This window comes from Rothia sp. HMSC069C03, assembly GCF_001811075.1.
Classification (GTDB): Bacteria; Actinomycetota; Actinomycetes; order Actinomycetales; family Micrococcaceae; genus Rothia; species Rothia mucilaginosa.
The window spans coordinates 44,699-64,447 of record NZ_KZ627137.1; the positions used below are offsets into that span (position 1 = coordinate 44,699).

Consider the following 19,749-nt stretch of genomic DNA (forward strand, 5'->3'; position numbering starts at 1 on the left):
ATGGGACACAGAAAATGATGGGGGAGCGAGCCAAGTACGGTGAACCTCGCTACCGCCCACATGCCCATGCCCGGTACCCTCGCGCTATGACCGAGAACGCCACCCAGCCCACAGCAGACGCACAGAACACCGCAGCACGCAACGCTGCGGCACAGAACACCGAATCGCTCCTGCAGATCCGATTCGTTCCCGAATTCAAAGCCGCAGCCGCCGCCCGCCGCCTCAACGCACGCGCACCCGAAAGCCACCTCGCCACCGTGCGCCGCGCCCGCAAAATCAACCGCATCCTCGGCGAAACCTACCCCTACGCCGTCGCAGAACTCGACTTCGACAACCCCTTCGAGCTGCTCATCGCCACCGTGCTCTCGGCACAAACCACCGACGTGCGCGTCAACTCCGTCACCGGTGCTCTCTTCGCACGCTATCCGGATGCCGCCGCACTCGCCTCCGCACGCACCGAAGAGGTCGAACCCTATATTCAGTCCCTCGGCTTCTACCGCGCCAAGGCACGCTCCATCATCACCCTCTCCCAGCAGCTTGTAGAACGCCACAACGGGCAGGTTCCCTCAACCCTCGAAGAGCTCGTAGAACTCGCTGGAGTCGGCCGCAAAACCGCGAACGTCGTCCTCGGAAACGCCTTCGACGTGCCCGGACTGACCGTAGACACCCACTTCGGCCGCCTCGCCCGCCGCATGGGGTTCACCACCGCAGACGCCCCCGAAGCAGTCGAAAAAGACGTCGCCGAACTCATCGACCGCAAAGACTGGACGCTCTTCTCACACCGCTTGGTCTACCACGGCCGCCGCATCTGCCACGCCAAAAAGCCCGCCTGCGGCGTATGCCCCGTCGCCGACCTCTGCCCGTCCTATGGAACCGGGGAGACGAACGAACAAGCAGCACGTAAACTCATGAAATACGAAATGGCACCCGGTCGAGAAGACCTGCACCTGCGATTCCTGCAGGGCGCAACCCGCCGCGAACTCATGGCAGAAGGCTACCCGCTCAGCGCCTAACGGCGACTGAACCAAACCGGAATGCAGCCGCACAGAAGAGAGGTACACAGATGAGCGCACCCGAGCAGTCGGTACAACCCGAACAGGCGGGGCAGGAGGCACAGCACCCCGCCCAGCAGGCACTGGCGGCTCTCGCAGAGGGTGGCGTGGAATTCGACGTCCAAGCCCTGCTGCGCAGCGCGCCCGCCAGCCCGTTGAACAAAGAAGCCGCCGTGCTGATTCTCTTCGGCGTGCTCGACAACTCGCCCTCCACCGGCGAATTTGAAGGCTGCCCCGAGAACGTCAGCGCCGACCTGGATGTACTGCTCCTCGTGCGTGCCGCAACCCTGCGCTCACACGCCGGTCAGCCCGCCTTCCCCGGCGGCAAAATCGACCCTGAAGACTACGCGCACGCCGAAACCACCGGCGAACCCGTCGCCCACATCGCCGCCCTGCGCGAGGCAGTCGAAGAAACTGGGCTAGACCCCGCCGGCGTGCAGATCCTCGGCCAGCTGCACACCCTGCCGCTACCCATCAGCAACTTCATGGTCACCCCCGTGCTTGCCTGGTGGAACAGCCCCGTGCCCGTCGAAGTCGTCGACCACAACGAGTCCGCGCTCATCGCCCGCGTGCCCGTGCGTGACCTGCTCAACCCTGCCAACCGGCACACCGCCTACGTCAAACACGGCCGCACTTCACACCGCACCCCCGCCTTCGAGGTGCGCATGCCCGGCGGCGAAGAATTCACCGTGTGGGGATTCACCGCGATTCTACTGGACCGGATCTTCGACTCGCTCGGCTGGACCGTGCCCTGGGATACAAAAAAGATGCGTCCGGCACCCGGCTACGAGGAATAACTACGAGGAATAAAAACCGACTGGAATAAGCGCCTGACCAGCGGATATAGGGTGCAGAATAGTGCGCAAATAGGGGCGGCAGATAGCTTGAATGAAGCTACCTGCCGCCCCTATTTTCACCCTTGTACGGTGCCGCTTATGTGCGGCTGATTATTTACCGCTGATTATTTGCCGTCCGCGTAGTTGCGCACCCGCGCCACCGACACCGGAAAATCAACCGGCACCCGACCGAAGAGCAGACGCGCCGCCTCCGCCGCGCCCTCACGCACAATACGCTCCACGCGATCGGCCTCCAGCTCGGGACCGCACAGCAGAAGCTCATCGTGCAAAAAATACACAATGCGGGTGCGCATCGGCATACCAAAAATTCGCTCCGACAACAGACGAGAACGCACCGCGCCCATCCAGCACAGAGCCCACTCAGCTGCGGTACCCTGCACAATAAAATTGCGGGTCATACGCCCGTGCGCACGCGCAGTCGACACTGCACGCGACTCAGCCGCCGGCGAAGACCGATCAGCCACAATCTCACGGAAACGCTCATCCACCGGCGGGGACGTACGACCCAAAAAAGTCGTCACCTGCCCGCCCGACTCACCAATACGAGCCGCACGCTCCGTAAACTCCATCGCCTGCGGAAAAAGCGCCGCCACATGCGGCAACAGGGCACCAATCTCACCGCTGCGACCGCCATACATAATCGCCAGCATGCCCACCTTCGCGTGGGAACGCTCCGTCAAACCCACACCCTTCAGGCGCGCCAGCTCGGCAATACCCGCATACAGGTCAGCACCACGACCTGCCGAAGCGAGCGCCTCATCACGGCTCAACGCCGCCAGAATACGCGGCTCAATCTGCGAGCCGTCCGTCACCGTCAGCACCTGACCCTCCGGCGCCTGCACCGCCTGACGAATCTCCGCAGGAAGCTGCAGTGCACCACCGCCGGAAGCGCCCCAGCGCCCGGTCGCGGCACCACCCACCTCAAGATGCGGGCGGAACGCACCCTCAGAAACCCAAGTATCAGCCCAGGTCCAGCCGTTAGCAGTCCAAATACGGTACAGCTTCTTATACCGCAGAATCGGGTCAATCAGCGCCCAACGCTTATCCCGCTGAGCCGGAATCGCATCCGCCCAACTCTTCAACTCCCACGAGCGAGTAGACTTCACCGAAACCCCCGCAGACTGCAGCGCACGCAAAAGATCCTGCGGCGAATCCGGGTTCAACGACGGCATAAACAGCATACGCTGAATCTGCTCCGCCAACTCCTGCATCTTCTGCGGACGCTCACCCGGCACCGGGCGCGGGCCCAACAACTCGTACAGATGCTCATGATGCGCCTGCACATTAAACGGGATGCCGTAATAGCCAATCTCAGCCGCCACCAACGCGCCGGCAGACTCAGCCGCCGCCAAAAGACGTAGCCGCTCCGGGTGCCTCGACGCACCGATAGCGCGCGCCTGCGCCAGCCACTCACGCATCAGCACACGCACCACCGGATGCTCCGGCAGCAGAGTCACCGGGCCCGCCGCCAACTGCGGCGTGAAAGGCTCATGGGGTGCCGCCTCAAGGAACTCGGGGGAGGGATCCGCGGGGGAGCCGGCGGGTGCGGCGGAAGAGGTAGCGGGTACGCTCAAGAAATCGGCGCCGAACAGCTCCTCCTGACCCTGAATCTGCCGCGCCACCGGCAGATACCCCTGAGGCTCCACCGCCTCACGCACATCAGACAGATCCAGCGCCGGGCTGTACTCCACAAAACCACTCGGATGCGTAGCCGCAGTCACCAAAATCCGCTGCACCAGACGCAAATTATGGCACAGATGAACCCGCACCCCGCGGCGCAGAAGCAGCGGGTCAACGTGGCGGGTATCAGCCCAAATCCAGCGCGGAAAACGCCCCTGCGTCGAATCTGCCGCCTGCCGCTCCACCTCTCGCACATACGCCGGAAGATTCACCGCACCCACCCGGTCCGCCCGCGTAATCCGCGGAATAAAGGTCGGGTCCTGCAACTGCTCAGCGGTCGGCGCCGAAAAATGAAAAGCACCCCACGAAGTCACCGGCTGAGCACCGCGCGGGGACGCACCCGCAGCAATAGCCGACGTGACCGGGTGCGCGGGGGTGCCGGTCTGGGCGGTAATACCCGCGCCGGTGGCAGGACTGAGCAGAACGTACATTCTTCCATTATCGGTGACCGGGTGCGAAGGCGCGCGGTTTGCGGATGAGCGGGCACGGGATACGTGCGAAAAGTACTGTGGGTGCGAGAGGGCAGAACGCGCCGCGGTTTGTCATAAAAGCGCCGGATGCGTGCGTTTTGTTCGTTTGGGGCGCGTGCATCGTGGATATTTCGGGGTGCGCGAGGAGTTATCCACAGAACGCTCATTCTCTTAAAAATTTAGGATGGGCGCAATGCTCTCCTAGAGCCATGAACCCCACCAGAAATCCCGCCAGCAACACCGGTAGTCCCAATGGCTACCCGACCAGCGCCGTGCAGAATCTAAGCACACAGAGTCCAAGCACGCAGATGCAGGGAACGAATCGACTGAGTGCGCAGAATGCAGGTGCGCGCTCACTGCCCGCCCTGCTCATCCCCGAAGACTACCGCGCCCGCGCCGTCGCCCTGCACGCCCGCGAGCTAATCCTGCGCTCGCCGCAGATGAGCGCTATCGCCCTGAACGGTTTTAGCGGTGGTTTTAGCGGTGGATTTGGCGCCGGGGTTGAGACGGCAGCGGAGCGCGCGCCCGCAGAGGGTGTAATCGCCGCGGGCAGCGCAAACACTGCGAGTGCTGCGGACGGTGGACTGCTCCAGGAATCCCAGCCCCTCCGCGAGATTCTCGAAAATGCCGTGGACGAGGCAATCTACGCCATCGACGGCGGATGCCAGGGGAATGCCTGGGGGAACGCGAACGCAGAAGGAACGGGCGCAGACGGAAGCAATGCAGCGAAGCTCCGAAAATTCCGCGCCAAAGCTGCGCCGTCCGCGCCCGCCTCCTGGAGCTACCCCAGCGTGGAATACGTGCCCGTCAACCGGCAGACTGCGCTACGCTACCTCGCCGCGGAACTCTACGGCCTCGGCGCCCTCGACCTGCTCCTTGACGAGGGGCAACGCGCCGGAACCATCACCGATATCTACGTGAACTCGCCCTGCGATATCTGGGTGGGCATCAACGGAACCACCCGCCCCGTGGCGCTGAGCCTCGGCAATGAGCGGCGCGTGCGCGACCTCGCCGAGCGGCTCATCCGCAGGCACGGCGGGCAGCTGGATGCCGCGCATCCGGCGGCTGACATCAGCGACGAGCACGGCAGACGCATCCACGCGATTATCCCGCCGCTGAGCGAACGCACCCGGCTCTCCGTGCGTCTACCCGCCCGCGAGCGCCCCACCCTGGCGCAGCTGCAGGCCGCGGGGCTGTGTGATGATGCGACCGCCGCCTACCTGCGCCGCATGATTGCCGAACGCCGCGGATTCCTCATTAGCGGCGGTACCGGCACCGGCAAAACCACCCTGCTCAACGCCCTGCTGGGGCTGTGCTCGCCGCAGGAGCGCCTCATTCTGCTCGAAGACACCCCGGAGTTGGCGCCGCAGCATGAGCAGGTTATTGCCCTCAAAACCCGTGCCGCCAACTCCGAAGGCGCCGGCGAAATCGGGCTGGGTGAGCTGATTGTGCAGGCGCTACGCATGGGCCCGGATCGGCTCGTGGTCGGTGAGTGCCGCGGCGCGGAGGTGGTGCACCTGCTGACCGCCATGAACACCGGTCACCGCGGTGCCGGAACAACCCTACACACCAATAGTGCGCAGGCGGTGCCCCTGCGTTTGTGCGCCCTGGGCGCGCTCGCCGGACTGGATAGTAGAACGGTCGCTCTACATACGGCGACGGCTTTTGAACGCATTATCCACCTGGAACATCGGGATGGTCGCCGCCGCATCGAGGGTATTTACAGTCTGCACCCCGCCACACAGGGGAGTGAAGAGTACCTGCAGGTCAGGCGTATTTCTACCGGGTCTGATGTTGGGTACTAGCCCCCGAAATGGGGGAAGCAGAAAACGTGAAAGGAGGAAGCAATGAAGCAGAACGAGAAGAGCAATGGAAGCCTTCGCGAACGCTGGTCTGAGCGCTGGACTGAGCGCCTAGCTGGGCGCATTGCCGGAGCAGCCAGTGCCGAGGAAATGCGCATGTGGCCGCTCATGTTACGTACCCTCGCCCTGAACCTACGTGCCGGCATCCCCCTGCCGGAGGCGGTGCGCACCGACCCGGGCTATAGGCAACTCGGGGAGCTCGAGCAGCTCGGGGAGAACGAGCTGGTGCCGGGTACGGGGAAACCGCGTGCGAAGAAAAGCGTCCGGAGAAGCACCCGGGCTCTACGTGTACGAGGCCTCTCTCCCCTTTCCGAAGACTACGGGCACAAGCGGTGCGCCGAAGATATCCGCCGCTTCATGCAGGCTCTCGCCACGGTCACCTCCTGGGGCGCCCCCGCGCACCTCGCCTGCGCCCAGCTACTCGAAAACAGCACCCGGATGCGCCCGCACAGCCGCGAGCGCCTGCACGACCTGCAACTGAGCATGCGCATGAGCGAGAGCGCCGGTGCGCCGCTTGCCACGAGCCTGGAACGCGCCGCCGAACACGCCGAAGAACGCATCGATGCGCTTCTGGGTAGGCAGAGCGCCCTCGCCGCACCGCGCGCCACCGGCAGGATTCTCTCCTGGCTACCGCTGCTTGGCCTCGGATTGGGTGTGCTCATGGGAAGCGACCCCGTGGGCGTGCTGACCGGCTCCATTCTCGGGGCGCTCACCGGTTTGCTCGGGCTGGGGCTCGCCTTCGTCGGGCGCCGCTGGACCGCCGCGCTCGTGCATCGGGCGGAGGTGGAGAGCCTGCGGACGGCAAATGCTGAATCTGAGACGGAAAAGTCTGCCTTGCCAGCAGATGCCGGGCCCGTTGATACCGCCCTCGTGTTGGAACTACTCGCCGCGCAGTTGAGAGCCGGGCTCGCACCGCTCGCCGCCCTGGGCACCCTCGCCGAGGCGCTCAACAGCCGACCGTTGCACACGGTCTGCCAGCGCCTACAGATGGGTAGCGGCTGGGGGAGTGCCTGGTCGGGGTCCGCGGCGGGAACCTTCGGTGAGCTGCGGGATGCACTCGCCCCCTCCTACACGGGTGGCGCACCCAGCACGGCGCTGCTGCTCTCCCTAGCCGATGCGCATCGCCTCAGCGAACGCCGCGCGGCAGAACGCGCCGCCGGAAAGCTCTCCGTAGCGCTCGTGGTACCCCTCGGGCTGTGCTCACTGCCCGCCTTTATCTGCCTGGGTATTGTGCCCATCCTCATTTCGCTACTACCCACGCTGACCGGCTAAAGATTCAAGCCCATAAGCACTGTTGACTAGCCGAAATTCTGAAAAGTTTAGACCTTCGCTTTAGACCTTCGCCCATCTGCAGCGAACGCGGATGAGCACCCACCCCGCCCCGAATGAACGGGGCACAACGAAAGGAAAACCAATGACGAACACCCTCTGCGAAGCAATCCGCCACGACCTGCACGCTGTCGATGCTCCGCTCAACGCACCGGCCGGTGCTCCGCGTGAAATTCAGCCCGCCGCGCTCGGTGCAGAAACGCAGACCATTCTGGGCCCCGTGCCGCTGTCCGTTGCTATCGCAACCACCATGAAGCAGCTGCGCGAAGAATGCCCCGAACTATTTACTGATGCTGAGCTTTCCACCGGCGCTGAGCAGAAGCATGCTGGCCCCAGGATTGACCCTAACGAAATGGAGATTGATATGAATACGGACCGTCTGAACCCCGAACAGGCGCTGACCATTGCCCGCGCGCTCGCCGAGGGCTGCACCCTGGACGAATGCGGCGCCACCTGCCGCAGCCTGGGTGAGCACGCGCCCAGCTGTACCGAATATGTACCCGCTGGGGGGCACGAAAAGGCGCTCAAAGATTACGCCCAGGCGGGTGATCCGGAGGAGGGCGCCTCCACCGCTGAGTACGGCATTGTGATGCTCGCGGCGGTCGGTTTCGCGGGCCTGCTGGTGCTGATTCTCAAGTCGGATGAGGTGCGTTCCATGCTCCTGGATATTGTGCGTAACGCCCTGTCGATTGCGGGTAACACGGGGCTGCTCTAGAACCTTTGGCAAAACCCGCTGTAGGGTTTGCTTCTAAGCTTTGGGAGCCCCGGAAAATCAAACTAGAAAGGAGGAATAAAGAATGAACGCTCATGTGAATTTGGGTGCTTTGCGGTGCACTCGTCTCGCAGGAAAAGTCGGGGCGGAACCGGCACCCTCGACCCCGCACAAGAGCCCAGCAGAAGAGGGTGTGATTACCGCCGAATTTGCGGTCGCCCTACCCGCCGTGACGGTGGTGCTCGCCCTCTGCCTGGGTGCCGCCTCCACGGGGGTTGCACAGCTCAAGGTGGAGGAGTCCGCGCGAACGGCTGCACGAGCCGCCGCCCGTGGAGATTCCGAGGTGCAGATTCGCTCCGCCGTCAGCCGCATCGACCCGGCGCAGAGCGTGCAGATTTCCGTTTCTCCTGATGCTGTCGCTTCTGATGGTGCGGTCGCCGCGGATGCGGGGCGCGCCCGGGAAGTGCACGTGCGGGTGAGCCGCCCCGCCCCCGGTGTGATCGGGTCGGCAACCGGCTGGGTGCTACGGGCGGACGCCCACGCCCGCGTTGAAGGCAACGGTGGCACTCAGGAAAGCAGTGACAGTGAAGAAAGTGCCGGCAGTGATGGCGAATAGAAGCGCGGTTTTTGCTTGGTCTGCGGACGAATATTCCGAAGAGGGTAGCGGCACCGTCCTCGCCCTCACCATTATTGCCGCGCTGCTGGTGGTGACCGTGGTGATTGCCGGTCTCATCGGGGTGGTGTCCGCTAACCGCAGGGCCTCCGCAGCCGCCGATTTGAGCGCACTCGCGGCGGCGGATGCCTACCGCGGGCTTACCGAAGGCGACCCGTGCGCGGTCGCGGCGGACCTTGCCGAACGCCACGGCGCGCACCTGGAATTCTGCACGTTTCCGGATCGACCTGAAACGGTGGAGGTGACGGTCGCCGTCCCGGTTGCAGGGCCCTTGGGGATGCTGGGCCCGGCGAGGGTGCGTGCCCGCGCTGGGGCTGAGTACCCTGAAGAAGAGTACGCCGAAGAAGAGCATGACGCGGCGGGCAACGTGGAGGAGCTGAGCCCCGATGAAGTCGCCGAGCTGGAGGAGGAACTGGGGATCGAGCAGGACTCGGTACCCGAACCTCCCAAAACCCGAAAGCCCAGCAGAGCCGGAAAACCCACCCGAGCCAGAAAAATCCGCCGATTAGGTTATTTTCCCTCATTGGGAGTTGTCATCCTAGCCCGTCCTACGTCCCCCAGTATGCCCCGCACCCCCAGCGCGTTCTACGCCTCTGCCATGCTCCGCAACATTGCCTGCAGTAGCGCCCGGGCGCCGTGTTTGCTGAGCGGCTCGTTGCGGTTGCCGCACTTGGGTGAGTGCACGCAGGAGGGGCAACCGTTGTCGCATCCGCAGCTTTCGATGGCTTCTAGGGTGGCGCTTAGCCACTGCTGAACCGCGTTGAAGCCGCGCTCGCTGATGCCTGCGCCGCCGGGGGCTGCGTCGTAGACGAAAATGGTGGGCCTGCCGGTGTCCACGTGAAGCAGTGTGGAGAGTCCACCCAAGTCCCAGCGGTCGCTGGTGGCGATGAGCGGTAGCAGTCCGATGGCGGCGTGTTCGGCGGCGTGCAGGGTGCCGGGTCCGTCCTCTTCGGTCACGCCCGCGCCGAACAGGTAGCTGGGCTCGAAGGTGAACCAGACCGCCTCGGTCATGAGCACTTCCGGCGGCATGGATTGCGCCTCTTCGCCCAGGTATTCGCCGCCGTAGACGGAAAAACGCCGGTAGCCGGTGACCTGGTCGGTGACCTGAACTTGCCCGCGGTGCATGGTGAGCGGGGCAAGCTGCTGCGCGTTGGTTTCGGGGATAGAGATTTCGGGAGCATGCTCTCCAGGAGCGGGCTCACCGGGAGCAGTCTCGGCGGGACCCGCTTCCCCAACAGCGTTTTGCGCACCGTAACTAACCCGCGCACGCTCCGCCAGAATACGCACCTCGGTGCTCTCAATGGCGCGCGTGTAGTAGTCCGGGTAGACGCGGCTGAGCAGAATCACGCGCTCGCCCTCGCTGAGGGATTCGACCACGTACTGCGCGCTCTGGTGAATGTAGATTGCGCCCGGGTGCCCCTGGCTCATGGCGTGCGCGGCGTCCATGGTGCCAACCAGGGTGCCGTCTTCGGCGTCGATGAGCTGGTAGGGTCCGCCGCCGGTGCCGCGGATATCGACCAGCTCGGCGGCTGATTCGGCGTGCGTCCAATACCAGCCGTCCGGGCGGCGACGCAGGTACCCCTGATGCACCAGCCGATCCAGCAGAGCGGCGGTATGCGGCCCGAACAGGCTCAGCTCTTCAGTGCGGATGGGCGCCTCCTGCGCGGCGGCGCACAGCTGCGGTGAGAGAACGTACGGGTTCGTTGGGTCGAACACGGTCGCCTCAACTTCCTGCCCGAAAATCGCCTCTGGGTGGTGCACCAGGTAGGTGTCGAGCGGGTTGTTGTCGGCAATGAGCACGGCGAGCGCGTCCTGACCGCTTCGACCCGCGCGGCCCACGCGCTGCATGAAGGAGGCGCGGGTACCTGGCCAGCCCGCCACGAGTACGGCGTCCAGCCCGGAGATGTCGATGCCCAGTTCCAGCGCGGAGGTGCTCGCCAGGCCGAGCAGTTCGCCGTTGCGGAGTTTGCGTTCGAGTTCGCGGCGCTCTTCGGGGGTGTACCCGGCGCGGTATGCGGCGACGCGGTGGGAGAGGCCCGCCTCCACCTCGTCGAGGTAGCGTTGGGTCTTCTGCGAGAGGATTTCTACGCTGCGGCGTGAACCGGCGAAAACCAGGGAGCGGGCGCGGGAAAGCACCAGGTCGGTGAGCATTTGCGCGCCCTGCTCCACGGGGGAGACGCGGCGCGGCGCCTCCTGCTCAGCCTTCGACTGGACCGCCTGCTGCTGGGTGCTGCGGGCGCCCTTGGCGAGTTGATCGTGCGCCTTGGGCGGCATGAATTCGGGCTCCCAGAGCGCGACGGTGGTTTCACCGCGTGCGGAGGTGGACTCGGTAATGGCGGTGACCGCCTGCTGCGGCACGCCGATGAGCTTGGAGAAAGACTCGACCGGGTTGGAACTGGTCGCGGAGGCGCCGTAGAACACGGGCACGGTGCGGTAGAGTGCGCAGACGCGGCGCAGGCGGCGCAGCAGATTGGCGATGTGCGCGCCGAAAACGCCGCGGTAGCTGTGTGCTTCGTCGAGCACCACGTAGCGTAGCCCGCGCAGGAAGGATGCCCACTGCCGGTGGTTGCTCAGGATTGAGTAGTTGAGCATGTCCGGGGTGGTGAGGATGAAGTTGGAGTGTTCGCGGATCCAGCGGCGTTCGCCGGTGGGGGTGTCGCCGTCGTAGCTTGCCGCGTGGAGCCCTGGCAGGTTGTAGGAGGTGAGGGCGGTGAGCTGGTCGGCAGAGAGCGCCTTCGCCGGTGAAATGTAGAGAACGTTCGCTCTATTATTAAGGTTTTCTGCCCCGGAATACGCGGAAGTTGAGCTCACCGGCTCGCCGTACGATGCACGGCAGATTGCATCCAGGGTAGGCATCAGGTAGCTCAGGGTCTTGCCTGAGGCGGTACCAGTCGCCACAATCACGTGCCCGCCGCTGCCGGTGCTCTTCGTGTCTTCGGCGTGCGTGGGAGCCGGCGTTTCAATGCGCTCAGCCTCAATACGCCCCGCCTGCCAGCCGTAGCGCGCCGCACTCGCCGCCAGCGCCGCATCAAGACCCGCGTGGGCGGCGTCTGCCGCCTGCACCTGGTGGGCGTAGGGCTCGGCAATACCGAGCGATTCAAAGGCCTCCACCACGCGCGGATGCAACCACTGCGGCCACGGCGCGTAGCTCGCCTCTCTGGCGGCAATGGTGTGAATATGGGTCACCTGCTCGGGCAGGCTTCCGGTGCGTTCCGCCTCCGGCAACAGGGATGCCAGCACCTGCTGTGTGCTCGCGGGCAGCTCGCGGTAGCGCAACGTTTTTGGGCGCGCCGCAGACTGCCCCTGCTCGTGCTGGTGTGCGGACTGGTGCGTGGGCTGCTGTTCGCGGTGCTGGTTGGCGTTCTGCGAGGAGGTGCTGTGCGGCATGGGTTCCATTGTAGAGCGGCGGGCTACACCCCGACCTGTCGCCGGTCACGCGCTACCCTGAATGCTGGCTCCGAGCCCGGCTCCGAACCCGCTCGGCTCCCTCCCTCGACTCAGAGCCCAACCCCGCCCCAGAACCGCTTCTGCGCCGCCAACCCCTTAGTCAGCGCGCACATATCAAAAAATTTGCATGCTTTAGACGTATATGACGATAAAATAGTTTCGTGGCTCAAAATAAGATTATTCTGTATTACCAGTTCGCCCCCATCGCCGACCCGCAGGCGGTCATGCTCTGGCAGCGTGTCCTCTGTGAGAAGCTCGGCCTGCGCGGGCGCATCCTCATTTCCAAGCACGGTATTAACGGCACCCTCGGCGGCGAAATCAACGCGGTCAAGGCGTACACCAAGGAAACCCGCAAGTACCCCGGCTTCAAGAACATGGAGTTCAAGTGGTCCGAGGGTGGCGCGGAGGACTTCCCCCGCCTGTCTGTGAAGGCACGCGACGAGATTGTGGCTTTCGGTGCTCCCGACGAGCTGCAGGTGGACGAGAACGGCGTCGTTGGCGGCGGCGTGCACCTGAAGCCTGAAGAGGTCAACAAGCTTGTTGAAGAGCGCGGTGACGAAGTGGTCTTCTTCGACGGCCGTAACGCGTTCGAGGCGAAGATCGGCAAGTTCAAGAACGCTATCGTTCCCGACGTGCGCACCACCCACGACTTCATCCGCGAGATCGAGTCCGGCAAGTACGACCACATTAAGGACAAGCCGGTCGTCACCTACTGCACTGGCGGTATTCGCTGTGAGATTCTCTCCGCGCTCATGAAGAACCGCGGCTTCAAAGAGATCTACCAGATCGACGGCGGCATCGTACGTTACGGTGAGAAGTACGGCGATAAGGAACTCTGGGAAGGCTCGCTCTACGTCTTCGACAAGCGCATGCACATGGAGTTCACTCCGGACACCGTCACCATCGGCAAGTGCGAACAGTGCGGCGCCCCCTCGAACAAGTTCGAGAACTGCTCCAACGATTCCTGCCGCGAGCTGGTTCTGCTCTGCCCCGAGTGCGTAGCTGACGATGCGAAGCGCCACTGCGTGCCCGAGTGCTCGGTGGACCGCGAAGCAGCTGAGGCGAACGCCTAATGGCAGCCGCTAAGGGCGGCGCGGTTCAGATTTCTGAACCTCGCATTGAGGAGCACCCGGCGATGGTCGTTGCCGGCGTTTCGCAGGTGTTCCCCCTGGATGGCGACTTCTCCTCGCTGTGGGATGAGCTGAATCAGAAGGCGTCCCCGGCGATGCTGGATGTTCTGAATGTGACCCAGTACCTGGGCGTGTGCACTCAGCCGAACCCGAAGGGTCAGGTTCGCTACACGGCGGGCTTCCTGGTGTCGGAGCCGGCGAGCGCGGCGAAGCTTGGTCTGGGTGTGTTGGAGTTGCCTGCGAGCACCTATGCGGTGGTTGAGGTGACCGGCCCGATTTCGGAGTCTATTCCGGCTGGCTTTGCGAGCTTTGAGGAGGCGTTCTTCGCGAAGAATCCGCAGTATCGCCCGGTGGGTGGCCTTGAGGTGTACGGTCGCGGCGATATGCAGGCGGCTGATTACCGTATGGAGCTGTGGGTTCCGCTGGCGAAGCGTTCCTAGGACAGTTTGTTTCTGTCGTTTAAGTTGCAGTTTTAGCTGTTGAATAGAAGGGCCCGGTGGCGCGATGCGTTCGTGCCGCCGGGCTTTTCTGTGCCCTTTTTCGGGGTTGGGGGGGTGGCGCGTGCGGCGGGGGGGGGGCGGTGCCCTGTGTGTAACACTCCGAAACAAATGCTTGACTTGTAAAGTATTTGGATTTAGATTTAAACCACCAGCCCGGTACTACACGAACCCGGGTGCAACCCGCAAAGGAAAAAACAATGAGCACCCCCACCAACCCCGGCACCCCGCAGCTCGACGAGTCCATCCGCATCAGCCACCTCGAACCCATGCGCGGTGACGAGAAGAAGCTCGGCTTCCTCTCCTTCGGCCACTGGGCTGAGGTTCCCGGCTCCCGTGTGCCCTCCGCTGCAGAATCTCTACACCAGGCAATCGACCTTGCCGTAGGCGCCGAAGACATCGGACTGGACGGCGCATTCTTCCGCGTGCACCACTTTGACCAGCAGCAGGCAACCCCCTACCCGCTGCTCTCCGCCATCGCGGCGAAGACCGAGCGCATCGAGCTCGGCACTGGAGTGATTGACATGCGCTACGAAAACCCGCTCTATATGGCGGAACTCGCCGCCATGGCTGACCTCATTGCGGCGGGCCGACTGCAGCTCGGCGTCTCCCGCGGCTCGCCCGAATCCGTGATTCGCGGCTTTGAGAGCTTCGGCTACTACCCGGCAGAGGGAGAAAACGAGAGCGATATGGCGCGCCGCCACCTCGACATTTTCCTCAAGGCCATCGAGGGTGAGGGCATGGCGCCCAGCGCTCGCGTTCCCGGCAAGTACGCCCCCGTCCAGCCGCAGTCGCCGGGCCTGCGCGACCGCATCTGGTGGGGCGCGGGTACCGATAGCACCGCCGTGTGGACCGCGCAGAAGGGCCTGAACCTCATGTCTTCGACCCTGATGCTGGAAGATAAGGGCATTCCTTTCGACCAGCAGCAGGCGCAGCAGATTCGCCTCTTCCGCTCCGAGTGGGTGAAGGCGGGCAACTCGGGCGTTCCGCGTGTTTCGGTCTCCCGCTCGGTGCTGCCGGTAATTGACGAGACCTCGGCGCGCTACTTCGGTCGCCGCGCCGCGGAGGACTCGCAGGATTACACCGGCATTATTGACAACAGTTTCTCCCGCTTTGGTCGTAGCTACATTGGTGACCCGGCGGATATTGCCGAGGAGCTCGCCCGCGATGAGGCGGTTCAGGCGGCGGACACCGTGTTGCTGACTATCCCGAACCAGCTGGGCGTGGACTTCAACCTGAAGATGCTTGACGCAATCGTGAAGGAGGTCAAGCCCGCGCTGACCACTAAGTAAAGACCCTGAGGTGAAGACCCCGCAGAACCTTCTGTATCAACAGAGTTTCACGCCAGCAGGCGACCAGGGCGCGCTGATTGAGTAGACAGGGGTGAAGGGACCAAATGCGCACGCCTAGCCCTGCGCTTCTGCCGCATGTACCTCAGCGACATTTTCGTCAGCCGATGCTGCGCCAGTGTGCCGCCGTCGCTTCCGTGATGGGCGGTGGTCGCTGATGAGCGCGAACTCTGCCGCCTCCCGAGGGCAAGGGCGCGGAGCACGTGCGGCAGCCCGCACAAGTGGACAATTGGTCAGTTATCACTGTATAGTCACCGTATGCTGACTATTGTTTCACACCTCGACGTCATGAACCGGCTCGGCCGCGCCATGGCCGACCCAACACGTTCCCGGATTCTGATGACCCTCCTCAGTGGCCCGAGCTATCCAGCCGTGCTCTCGCGCGAGCTGGAGCTGACCCGCTCGAACGTGTCCAACCACCTGACCTGCCTGCGCGATTGCGGAATCGTCGTCGCCGAGCCCGAGGGCCGCCAGACGCGCTACGAGATCGCCGACCCGCACCTCGCCGCGGCACTGACGTCCCTAATCGACGTCACGCTCGCGGTGGACGAGGCCGCGCCGTGCATCGACCCGGCATGCTCGGTGTCGGGCTGCTGTGGAACGGCGGCGGGAGCATGAGCGAGACCCTGACCACCGCGCGCCGCGCGATGCTGCACCAGCGCGTCCGCTTCATCGTCGGCTTCACGATCACGTACAACGTAATCGAGGCAATCGTCGCAGTCTGGGCAGGCGTCCTCGCCTCGTCCGCGGCGCTCATTGGCTTCGGGCTCGACTCGGTTGTCGAGGTACTCTCGGCCGCGGCCGTCACCTGGCAGTTCACCCGCAAGGACCCTGAGCGGTGGGAAACGGTCACCGTCAAGGCCATCGGCATCGCGTTCTTCGCGCTGGCGGCCTACGTATCAATCGACGCGGTGCTGGCCCTGGTCGGCCAGGAGGGCCCCGACCACAGCCCGCTGGGTCTCGGTATCACCGCGCTGAGCCTGGTCGTCATGCCTCTGCTGGCGTGGATTGAGGTCCGCACCGGGCGGGAGCTGGGCTCCAAGAGCGTGATGGCCGACGCCAAGCAGCTCATCCTGTGTATCTACCTCTCCGGTGCAGTGTTCATCGGCCTCGTCCTCGACAGCCTGTTCGGCTGGTGGTGGGCTGACTCGGTCGCGGCGCTGGTCGTGGCGGTGCTCGCGGTGCGCGAAGGCCTGGAGGCCTGGCGCGGCGACGTCGAGTCGCCGTTCGAAGTGCTAGAGGACCTCGAAGACGAGGACGACTGACCCGTCACTCGACGATGAAGAGCCAGTGCTGCAATCCAGACATGCGCTACGAAAACCCGCTCTACATGGCTGAACTTGCCGCCATGGCCGATCTCATTGCGGCGGGTCGACTGCAGCTGGGCGTGGACTTCAACCTGAAGATGCTTGAGACAATCGTGAAGGAGATTAAGCCTGCGCTGACCACCAAGTAAAGCCCCTGAGGTGAAGGTCCTTGGGTAAAGGTCCTGGGGTAAAGACCCCGTGCCAAGCTGTTTCCAGCGCTCTATAACGCGCTGAGATGTTTGTTCCCATAAAGCTTGAGCCACACATACAGTAATGCCCCGGCAGGCACCCGCAAGGGTTCCGCCGGGGCATTACTATGCTCACGTTCTTAGAAATCCCTCTGTCTAGAAATCTTTCGTCTTTTCCCAAGGCTCAATAGCGCCCGGAACCACCTCAAAGAGCGGATGTGCACACGCCGCCAGGCGCTCGCTCAACCGATGCTCCCACTCGAGGTCGCGCCCAGCCACCTTGTGCCGCAGAAAGGCGAGCTCGTACTCCAACTGGCCGAGAGGAACGGGAATCAGGGCGACCGAAGCGTACGTGTTTTCTTCCTTGTCGGCGCTATTTTTGTCAGCTTTGTCAGCGCAGCTTTTGTCGGCGTCGTTTTTGCCTGCGATATGTTCGCCCGCATCATCTTCGCCCGCACCAATCAGCGCACGGTTGAACGAGTAGCCGCGGGCATCCGCCTCATCCGCCAGCCCGGACAGGTAGGCGGCAACCGCCTCCAGCGGCTGCGGGTGCGCGCGAAAACGAATCAGCTGCGGATGGTTCGTGTACCCGCGAGTCAGGCCCCGCAGCACCTTCTGCGCCAGCAGGGTTTCACGCCAACAGGCGACCAGGGCGCGCCGATCGAGCAGACATGGGTGAAGGGACCAAATGCGCACGCTTAGCCCTGCGCTTCTGCAGTGCTCTCGCCAGCCGACTCAGTGCCCGCATGCTCGTCGCTAAAGTGCAGGAAGCTCTTGAGCACCAGCTCGCGCACCGCGTGCAACAGTGTATCGCGCGGATGCTGCTCCTGCGTGCCGCGCGCCGCGGCGGCAGCTGCGTCGTATTCGGGCCAGGACAGAAGCATGGCAAGAGCCGCCACAATCTGACCCACGGCAAGCTCACCATCGCTCGCCGAGGCAAAACCAGCCGTCTCGGTGGAGAGCAACTGGGTGCGGCACAGACCCGAACCGGCACGCAACAAAATGACGCTGGGGTGCTCGGCGCCGGGGCGGCCGTGGCGTTCCTCGGTGACGTCCTCGGCGACCTCCAGGTGCGCGGTAAGGAGCGCTTCATCGTCCATGGCGGCGAGGCGGTCGTAGCGGCGCACGGACTCGGTGAGGGCGCGGGCGATGGGCTGCTGAATCGGGTAGGTGATCTCCTCGAAACGCTGCAGGGGCTCGGTCACGCCTGCCGCGGTCGCCTCGGTCGGGCGGCGCAGCCAAATCATACCGAAACCAATAGAATGAACGTTCCGGGAAGCGAAGTCGTTCAGGTACGCCACGTAGGTCTGTTCGTAGTGGCTGCGGTCGCGGTTCTCACTCGCATCCTTCAACCAGGTCTCCGCGTAAGAACCCGGCGCCACCGACTCACGCTGAATAAACCACGCCTCCGCGCCGCCGTCAGCAACCCAGGCACGCGGGCGCTCATCCCACGGGCGCGGTGCATCCGGGTCCGCTGAATCGCGAATAATCTCCCAGTTACCCAGCATCTGCGCGCGGCCACCGGGCACCAGCACCGACGGCAGCTGACGCACCATCGTGCTCACAATTTCGTCACCGGGCAGGCCGCCGTCGCGGTAGGTGAACTGTTCCTCGGCGCTCTCACCGGCAACGCGCGGGGTAATCACGAACGGCGGGTTCGACACCACCAGGTCGAAAAGCTCACCGGCGACCGGCTCCAGCAGGGAACCCTCACGCAGGCTCACGCGCGCCTGCGGGTTCTGCGGATCAATATTGAGCGCTTGCGCGTTCAGCAGCAGGTTAAAACGAGTGAACGCCAGGGCACGCTCCGAAATATCGGTGGCGGTCACGTGCTCGGCGTGGGCGAGCAGGTGGAAGGTCTGAATACCGCAGCCGGTACCCATATCCAGAGCACGCTTGACGGGGGTACGCTCGGTAATCTGTGCCAGAGTCAGGGAGGCGTGACCAATACCGAGCACGTGATCCTTACGGAGCACACCGGGGCGCTGATGCGCACCCAGGTCAGCGGCAACAAAGATTTCGGTGCCGTCATCGGCGGCGTGCGGGCGCAAATCAACGCTCGCGGTCCAGCGGGCAGAACCCGCAGCGTCGCGCTCAATCAGCGCGGCATCCTCGAAATCAACCAGGGTCTCAGCGAAAACCTCGGCAGCCTCAGCCTCAGTGAGCGGGCGAGCCAGCAGGAAAAACGCCAGCAGACGCGCCAGGTTCTTCTCCTCCGCGCTGTAATTGCCGCGCAGAATGTGCTCCACACGCCACAGGCCCGGAACCACCTGGTCGCGAGCCATCGCCTCAGCCGCCTCAACACCCAGCAGCTCCTGCACAGCGTCATAGCTGTAGTTCAACGCCAGCAGGCGTTCACGGATGCGGGTCAGGCGGGCGTAATCATCGCTGCGGGGAGCATCCACAACAGCGGCGTACTCGGGAGCGAAAGTGGCGGCAGAAATAGTCATGCACACCATTCTACGCACCGCCGCATCTGCCCGGGCGCGCCCACCGCGTATAGGCGGCAGCTCAATGACACGGCCCCAACCCACCCACTGACCAAAACCGTCATCTGCGCAAGAGCACCCACCCCATCGCATACACTGAAACCATGAGTAACCTGTACCCCGATGAAAGTATCAGCGTCGACAAGTGCTGGGAGCGTCTGCACGCGAACACTCTCGGCCGCCTCATCCTCACTGACGGACAGCACGTCGATGTGCTGCCCGTGCTCTACGCCGTCGCCAGCCAAGACGACAAGCAGGAAATCTACATCCGCACCACCCGCGGCAACAAGTTCTCCTCCGTGGTGGTCAGCCGCCGCGTCGCCTTCGAAATCGACGAAACCCTCGAAGACGGCATCCGCTCCGTCATCGTGGTCGGTATCGCCCACTGGCTGCCGCCGGAAATGACCCCGCAGATCGTGCGCACCTTCGACCTGCCCGACTCCGAAACCCACGAAATGCAGTGGGTGCGCATCGCGCCGCAGACCGTGTACGGCCGCGAATACCCGCTGCTGCCCGCATACCTGGACGGCACCCACCCCGACTCTGATACCCTCACCAGCTAGAAACGCAGGTGAGCGGGTGCGGTGCGCCCCAGCACCCGCCCCCATGTACCCCGTGCACACACCACCGCTCCGGTACCGTATGATGTACCGAGTACCCTGCGCGCTCATGCAAGCTCAACACGCCCGGTCCTCATCAACTAGAAC

General features: G+C 64.0%; 16 protein-coding genes and 3 pseudogenes. 14 read left to right on the forward strand and 5 right to left on the reverse strand.

Features of this window, described 5'->3' with window-relative positions; genetic code table 11:
* The first annotated feature begins 86 nt into the window (after nt 1–86).
* Both nth and HMPREF2779_RS04330 read left to right on the forward strand, forming a co-directional pair.
* A complete protein-coding gene (gene nth / locus HMPREF2779_RS04325) occupies nt 87–1,013 on the forward strand; it encodes an endonuclease III (RefSeq protein WP_105360917.1) in 927 nt (308 codons plus the stop codon).
* 50 nt (nt 1,014–1,063) lie between these two features.
* Nucleotides 1,064–1,849: an NUDIX hydrolase gene (locus tag HMPREF2779_RS04330; protein WP_105360918.1), complete on the forward strand. Its 786-nt coding sequence runs from the start codon at nt 1,064–1,066 to the stop codon at nt 1,847–1,849.
* A 164-nt stretch (nt 1,850–2,013) separates the two neighbouring features.
* On the opposite strand, the gene HMPREF2779_RS04335 is transcribed toward HMPREF2779_RS04330, so the two are convergent.
* Nucleotides 2,014–4,020, reverse strand: a complete 2,007-nt coding sequence (locus HMPREF2779_RS04335; RefSeq protein WP_105360919.1) for a bifunctional 3'-5' exonuclease/DNA polymerase — start codon at nt 4,018–4,020, stop codon at nt 2,014–2,016.
* Between the two features lie 347 nt (nt 4,021–4,367).
* Between HMPREF2779_RS04335 and HMPREF2779_RS04340 the strand changes: the two genes are divergently transcribed.
* From HMPREF2779_RS04340 to HMPREF2779_RS09165, 5 genes and pseudogenes are all read left to right on the forward strand, one after another.
* Nucleotides 4,368–5,864: a CpaF family protein gene (locus tag HMPREF2779_RS04340; RefSeq protein ID WP_233992277.1), complete on the forward strand. Its 1,497-nt coding sequence runs from the start codon at nt 4,368–4,370 to the stop codon at nt 5,862–5,864.
* Nucleotides 5,865–5,906: 42 nt separating this feature from the next.
* Nucleotides 5,907–7,193 (forward strand): type II secretion system F family protein, encoded by a 1,287-nt coding sequence (locus HMPREF2779_RS04345; protein WP_105360921.1) that lies wholly within the window; start codon nt 5,907–5,909, stop codon nt 7,191–7,193.
* Nucleotides 7,194–7,335: 142 nt separating this feature from the next.
* Nucleotides 7,336–7,965, forward strand: a complete 630-nt coding sequence (locus HMPREF2779_RS04350) for a DUF4244 domain-containing protein (protein ID WP_070685845.1) — start codon at nt 7,336–7,338, stop codon at nt 7,963–7,965.
* An 82-nt stretch (nt 7,966–8,047) separates the two neighbouring features.
* The gene (locus HMPREF2779_RS04355) at nt 8,048–8,578 is read left to right on the forward strand and encodes a TadE family type IV pilus minor pilin (protein ID WP_070685843.1); all 531 of its coding nucleotides are present in this window, start codon (nt 8,048–8,050) and stop codon (nt 8,576–8,578) included.
* Nucleotides 8,568–8,891 (forward strand): annotated as a pseudogene (locus tag HMPREF2779_RS09165) (Rv3654c family TadE-like protein); the annotation flags it as partial. The gene HMPREF2779_RS04355 and the pseudogene HMPREF2779_RS09165, both read left to right, overlap by 11 nt.
* A gap of 329 nt (nt 8,892–9,220) precedes the next feature.
* On the opposite strand, the gene HMPREF2779_RS04365 reads toward HMPREF2779_RS09165, so the two are convergent.
* Nucleotides 9,221–12,031 (reverse strand): DEAD/DEAH box helicase, encoded by a 2,811-nt coding sequence (locus tag HMPREF2779_RS04365; protein WP_105360922.1) that lies wholly within the window; start codon nt 12,029–12,031, stop codon nt 9,221–9,223.
* Between the two features lie 212 nt (nt 12,032–12,243).
* Between HMPREF2779_RS04365 and HMPREF2779_RS04370 the strand changes: the two genes are divergently transcribed.
* The 3 genes from HMPREF2779_RS04370 (at nt 12,244) to HMPREF2779_RS04380 (ending at nt 15,001) form a co-directional block, all read left to right on the forward strand.
* On the forward strand, nt 12,244–13,155 hold the full coding sequence (locus HMPREF2779_RS04370) for an oxygen-dependent tRNA uridine(34) hydroxylase TrhO (RefSeq protein WP_070685839.1): 912 nt from the start codon (nt 12,244–12,246) through the stop codon (nt 13,153–13,155).
* The gene (locus HMPREF2779_RS04375; protein ID WP_049338580.1) at nt 13,155–13,652 is read left to right on the forward strand and encodes a GyrI-like domain-containing protein; all 498 of its coding nucleotides are present in this window, start codon (nt 13,155–13,157) and stop codon (nt 13,650–13,652) included. The genes HMPREF2779_RS04370 and HMPREF2779_RS04375 overlap by 1 nt, the downstream gene beginning before the upstream one ends.
* A gap of 257 nt (nt 13,653–13,909) precedes the next feature.
* On the forward strand, nt 13,910–15,001 hold the full coding sequence (locus HMPREF2779_RS04380) for an LLM class flavin-dependent oxidoreductase (protein WP_105360923.1): 1,092 nt from the start codon (nt 13,910–13,912) through the stop codon (nt 14,999–15,001).
* Between the two features lie 13 nt (nt 15,002–15,014).
* Here the strand turns inward: HMPREF2779_RS04380 and HMPREF2779_RS09170 are convergent.
* Nucleotides 15,015–15,113: pseudogene (locus HMPREF2779_RS09170) on the reverse strand (pyrimidine dimer DNA glycosylase/endonuclease V); the annotation flags it as partial.
* A 203-nt stretch (nt 15,114–15,316) separates the two neighbouring features.
* Between HMPREF2779_RS09170 and HMPREF2779_RS04390 the strand changes: the two are divergent.
* The 3 genes and pseudogenes from HMPREF2779_RS04390 to HMPREF2779_RS09330 form a co-directional block, all read left to right on the forward strand.
* The gene (locus HMPREF2779_RS04390; protein ID WP_070685835.1) at nt 15,317–15,676 is read left to right on the forward strand and encodes a Cd(II)/Pb(II)-sensing metalloregulatory transcriptional regulator CmtR; all 360 of its coding nucleotides are present in this window, start codon (nt 15,317–15,319) and stop codon (nt 15,674–15,676) included.
* Nucleotides 15,673–16,323, forward strand: coding sequence for a cation diffusion facilitator family transporter (locus HMPREF2779_RS04395; RefSeq protein ID WP_070685833.1), 651 nt, complete (start codon nt 15,673–15,675; stop codon nt 16,321–16,323). The genes HMPREF2779_RS04390 and HMPREF2779_RS04395 overlap by 4 nt, the downstream gene beginning before the upstream one ends.
* Before the next feature lie 38 nt (nt 16,324–16,361).
* Nucleotides 16,362–16,448, forward strand: a pseudogene (locus HMPREF2779_RS09330) (luciferase); the annotation flags it as partial.
* Between the two features lie 261 nt (nt 16,449–16,709).
* Here HMPREF2779_RS09330 and HMPREF2779_RS04405 read toward each other — a convergent pair.
* Together HMPREF2779_RS04405 and HMPREF2779_RS04410 are read right to left on the reverse strand one after the other, a co-directional pair.
* Nucleotides 16,710–17,249 carry a pyrimidine dimer DNA glycosylase/endonuclease V gene (locus HMPREF2779_RS04405; protein WP_105360924.1) on the reverse strand — a complete coding sequence of 180 codons (540 nt, stop codon included), beginning with the start codon at nt 17,247–17,249 and terminating at the stop codon, nt 16,710–16,712.
* A 2-nt stretch (nt 17,250–17,251) separates the two neighbouring features.
* Nucleotides 17,252–19,003, reverse strand: coding sequence for a DUF7059 domain-containing protein (locus HMPREF2779_RS04410; RefSeq protein ID WP_233992278.1), 1,752 nt, complete (start codon nt 19,001–19,003; stop codon nt 17,252–17,254).
* A gap of 143 nt (nt 19,004–19,146) precedes the next feature.
* Between HMPREF2779_RS04410 and HMPREF2779_RS04415 the strand changes: the two genes are divergently transcribed.
* Nucleotides 19,147–19,605: a pyridoxamine 5'-phosphate oxidase family protein gene (locus tag HMPREF2779_RS04415; protein ID WP_044145909.1), complete on the forward strand. Its 459-nt coding sequence runs from the start codon at nt 19,147–19,149 to the stop codon at nt 19,603–19,605.
* The last annotated feature ends 144 nt before the right edge of the window (nt 19,606–19,749 follow it).